Origin of the sequence: Micromonospora sp. NPDC047753, assembly GCF_040642735.1 — a bacterium.
GTDB lineage: Bacteria > Actinomycetota > Actinomycetes > Mycobacteriales > Micromonosporaceae > Micromonospora.
Genome location: NZ_JBEYSL010000558.1, coordinates 1 through 4,076 on the forward strand (window position 1 = coordinate 1; position 4,076 = coordinate 4,076).

The window sequence follows — 4,076 nt, forward strand, 5'->3', positions numbered from 1 at the left end:
AGGCCGGGCTCCACCTTGGTCAACCCGGCGAAGCAGGTGTCGAGCTCCTCCGGGCTGCGCAGGACGCAGCCCGGCCAACCGGGTCAGGTCGATCCCCGCCTCGGTGTGCCCCGGCCGGCGCAGCACCCCGCCCTCGCGAGCGCGCAGCGGCACCACGTGGCCGGGGCGGGCCAGATCGGTCGGGTCGGTCGCCGCGTCGGCGAGCAGCCGGCTGGTGTGCGCGCGGTCGGCCGCCGAGATGCCGGTGCTGACGCCCTCGCGGGCGTCCACCGTCACCGTGTACGCGGTGCCACGCCGGTCCTGGTTGGTGTGGTGCATCGGCGGCAGGTCGAGCCGGTCTGCTTCGCTCTCGGTGAGCGCCACGCAGACGTAGCCGGAGGTGTAGCGCACCATGAACGCCATCAGCTCCGGCGTGGCCAACTCGGCCGCGAAGATCAGGTCGCCCTCGTTCTCCCGGTCCGCGTCATCGACCACGACGACCGGCCGGCCGGCCGCGATGTCCGCGATCGCCTGCTCGATATCCCCAAAGCTGGTCATGCGATGGCCTCCGTGTAGACGGGCGGGCGGGCGGCGGCCGGTCGGGTGGCGCGGGAGGTGCGCCACCAGGCGGCGAAGCCCCAGACGCAGAGGGCGCCGTAGATCAGGTACATGACGGCCGAGGGGTAGAACCCTCCGCGCAGCAGCAGCGGCACCCCGACCGCGTCCACAGCGATCCAGAGCAGCCAGAACTCGACCCAGCCGCGGGCCATGCCGTACGTGGCCAGCAGGCTGCCGGTGAGGATCCAGGCGTCGGGCAGCGGGCCCCACGAACCGAGGGCCTTGAGCAGCGGGTACGCCGCGGCGGTGCCGACCACGGCAGCCAGCAGCATCATCAGCCGCTCCCGCCCGGTGGCCCAGCGCGGGACGACAGCGGCCTGCCCGGAGTCGGCGCGACGGTTGCGCTGCCAGCGCCACCAGCCGTAGACGCTGACCGCGAAGAAGAACACCTGCCGGCCGGCCTGCCCGTACAGGTCGTGCTCCTGCGGGGTGGCGAACACCCCGCCGAGGAAGACGGTGAGCAGGAGCGCGTTACCGACCATGCCGACCGGCCACGCCCAGACCAGCCGGCGCAACCCGAGCAACGCCGAGACCAGCCCGAACGCGTTGCCGACGATCTCCCTGGCCAGCACCGGCGACCCGGCGACGTGCACCTGGGCGTCCAGCAGCCAGCTGAGCGGGCCCATCAGGCCACCCCGCCCTGGTCCGAGGTCAGCCCGCGGGCGTCGGCGTGGGTGAGCCGGTCGCCGAGCAGCCGCTCGACGTACTTGGCCAACACGTCGACCTCCAGGTTGACCGGGTCGCCGACGCCTTTCGCGCCGAGCGTGGTCAGCTTGAGCGTGGTCGGGATCAGCCCGACGGCGAACTCGTCCGCGCCGACGGCGGCGACTGTCAACGAGACACCGTCGATGGTGATCGAGCCCTTCTCCACCACGTACCGGGACAGGGCGGCGGGCAGCCGGAACCGGAGCGTCTCCCACTGCTCGGCCGGCTCCCGGGAGATCAGTTCACCGACGCCGTCGACGTGGCCCTGCACCAGGTGCCCGCCGAGCCGGCTACCGAGCGCGGCGGCCCGCTCCAGGTTGACCGGGTCGCCGGGGCGCAGCGCGCCCAGCGCGGAGCGGCGCAGCGTCTCCCCCATCACGTCGGCGGTGAAGACACCGTCGGCCACGTCCACGACGGTCAGGCAGACACCGTTGACGGCGATCGAGTCGCCGTGGCGGGCGTCGGACGTGACCAGCGGGCCGCGTACGCCCAGCAGCGCCGAATCGCCTGCCGTCGGCGCCACCCGGACGATCTCGCCCAGTTCCTCAATAATGCCGGTGAACATCTCAGCCCTCCCTTTTCCGGGGCAAAGCAGTGATCCGGAGATCCGGACCGATCTGCGTAACGTCGACGAACTCCAGATCGATGGCCTCGGCGATGGTGGTCACTCCCGCGTCGACCAGAGCCGTCGGGCCGGCGCCGAGCAACCGCGGCGCGACGTACCCGACGATCTTGTCGATCAGGCCGGCCTCCAGGAACGCGCCAGCCAGCCGGGGGCCGCCCTCCAGGAGCACCGCGCGGACCCCGCGCTGGTGCAGCGCCGCGAGCAGCGCCGACAGGTCGACCCGGCCGTCCGGGTCGGCGCCGACCTCGTCGGCGGTCGCGATCCAGGTGCGTGCGGCGCCGTCGCGGACCTTGGCGTCAGCCGGGGTACGCCCCGAGCTGTCCACCACCACCCGCAGCGGCTGCCGGATGGCCAGGCTGCCGTCACGCAGGTTACGGGCGGTCAACCGGGGGTCGTCGGCGAGCACGGTGCCCACCCCGGCGATGACCGCGTCGACGGTGCCGCGCAGCGCGTGCACGTCGATCCGGGCCGCCTCCGAGGTGATCCACATGCTGGTGCCGTCCGCCGCGGCGGAGCGACCGTCGAGCGTGGCGGCGTACTTCCAGATCACGTACGGCCAGCCTCGGCGCATCGAGGTCAACCACGCGACGTTGCCGGCCTCGGCCTCCTCGCCGCGTACCCCCAGATCGACCCGGACCCCGGCGGCGCGCAACGTGGCGGCACCCCCGGAAGCGACCGGGTTCGGGTCGGGTACGGCGATGACCACCCGGCCCACCCCGGCCTGGACGAGCGCGGAACTACAGGGACCGGTGCGGCCGGTGTGGTCGCAGGGCTCCAGAGTGACGATCGCGGTGCCGCCCTTGGCCCGCCGCCCGGCCTGCGCCAGAGCGACGATCTCGGCGTGCGGGCCCCCGGCGTACGCGTGGAAGCCCTCGCCCACGACCTCGCCGTCGGAGTCGAGGAGCACGCACCCGACCACGGGGTTGGGGCTGGTGGTGCCGAGCCCGCGCGCCGCCAACTCGATCGCACGCCGCATCGCCTCATCAACGGAGACGCTGGCCATCGCGCTGCCCTGCCCTCTCACTCGCCGTCCGCGCGCTGGCGGTCAGGGAGGCGGTGGCCATGGGGCCACGGGCAGGCGGTGGCGGATTCCGGGAACGGCACAGCCGCCCCGGGGGGTCGGCACGGCACGCTGAAGCCAGCGGCCGGCTCGGACCCGTCCGTCCCGCGCGCTGTCTCCCATCCGGACTTTCTGGGCGCGGACGAACCGCCCCCAACCGTCGGCCCCGGATTTTCACCAGGTCCACCGGACGGCAGAGCCGTCCGGGTCGCGGGCTGACCACGGTCGGACCGTGGATCACCGCCGGTTCGGAATTTCACCGAGTCCCGCCAGCGCGTGGTGGGTACACGGAAAGTCTTACACGCCGATCCGCCTCCGTCGCCACCTAGGCGAGCTACTTCACAGCGTTATCACGCTCAGGTGACGCCTCGACGCCGGTCCACCGCCACGTACGAGCCCGGTTGACTCTTGGCCACCGTCTTCATCTCCGAGGCCACCGCGATCGCTTCGAGCGGGTCGGTGAACCGCTTGCCGGCGTCGGAGAGGGACACCCCGATGGAGAGCGTGACCAGGGCCGCCCGCCGGATGTTGCCGCGTCGATCCTTCAACTCGACGAAGCCACGCTCCCGGTCGGTCTGGTCGTAGAGCGTGTCGGCGGCGTTCTCGAAGTCGACGACCGCCCGGGACGTCAGTGGGCGCACCTGGTCCGGGGCGCAGACGATGACGAAGTCGTCGCCACCGACGTGACCGAGGAAGGCCGGTGGCAGCCCGACGCCCACCACCGCCCGGTGCAGGCTGCGGGCCAGCGCGGAGATGAAGTCGTCGCCGCGCACGAAGCCGTACCTGTCGTTCACGCTCTTGAACCGGTCGATGTCGACGTAGCCGACGGCGTAGTCCACGCCGTTGCGGACCCGATCGCTGATCTCCCGACGGATCCGGCTGTTGCCGGGCAGCCCGGTCAGCGGGGAAACCTCCCGGAACTCCTTGTTGCGGCGCAGCGTGGACGAGACCCGGGCCACCAGCTCGGCGGTGTCGAACGGCTTGGCCGGCAGGCTCGTGTAGGCCACGTAGAGCATTCCGGTCCGCGCGAAGTTCGGCAACTCTAGCCCCGAGGTACGACAGTTTCCCTCGCCCGCACATTCCCCCAGC

General features: G+C 72.3%; 5 protein-coding genes and 1 riboswitch. All 5 genes read right to left on the minus strand.

What is annotated here, in order from left to right; genetic code table 11:
* The coding region (ribB, locus tag ABZ749_RS30800) for a 3,4-dihydroxy-2-butanone-4-phosphate synthase (RefSeq protein WP_357233907.1) at window positions 1-537 on the minus strand (537 nt) is incomplete at its 3' end.
* Complete coding sequence (gene pnuC / locus ABZ749_RS30805; RefSeq protein WP_357233909.1) at window positions 534-1,223, minus strand: nicotinamide riboside transporter PnuC; 690 nt, start codon at window positions 1,221-1,223, stop codon at window positions 534-536. The genes pnuC and ribB, both read right to left, overlap by 4 nt.
* Window positions 1,223-1,867, minus strand: coding sequence for a riboflavin synthase (locus ABZ749_RS30810; protein WP_357233911.1), 645 nt, complete (start codon window positions 1,865-1,867; stop codon window positions 1,223-1,225). The genes pnuC and ABZ749_RS30810 overlap by 1 nt, the downstream gene beginning before the upstream one ends.
* 1 nt (window position 1,868) lies before the next feature.
* Complete coding sequence (gene ribD / locus ABZ749_RS30815; RefSeq protein WP_357233913.1) at window positions 1,869-2,930, minus strand: bifunctional diaminohydroxyphosphoribosylaminopyrimidine deaminase/5-amino-6-(5-phosphoribosylamino)uracil reductase RibD; 1,062 nt, start codon at window positions 2,928-2,930, stop codon at window positions 1,869-1,871.
* Between the two features lie 164 nt (window positions 2,931-3,094).
* A riboswitch (FMN riboswitch) is annotated at window positions 3,095-3,265 on the minus strand.
* 78 nt (window positions 3,266-3,343) lie between these two features.
* Window positions 3,344-4,076 (minus strand): GGDEF domain-containing protein (locus tag ABZ749_RS30820; protein WP_357233915.1); only part of this gene is annotated, 733 nt, incomplete at its 5' end.

What these genes read in the sequence shown, in the direction of transcription:
- pnuC (WP_357233909.1), bottom strand. Translation starts at nt 1,223, where the DNA reads ATGGGCCCGCTCAGCTGGCTGCTGGACGCCCAGGTGCACGTCGCCGGG.
- ribD (WP_357233913.1), bottom strand. Translation starts at nt 2,930, where the DNA reads ATGGCCAGCGTCTCCGTTGATGAGGCGATGCGGCGTGCGATCGAGTTG.
- ABZ749_RS30810 (WP_357233911.1), bottom strand. Translation starts at nt 1,867, where the DNA reads ATGTTCACCGGCATTATTGAGGAACTGGGCGAGATCGTCCGGGTGGCG.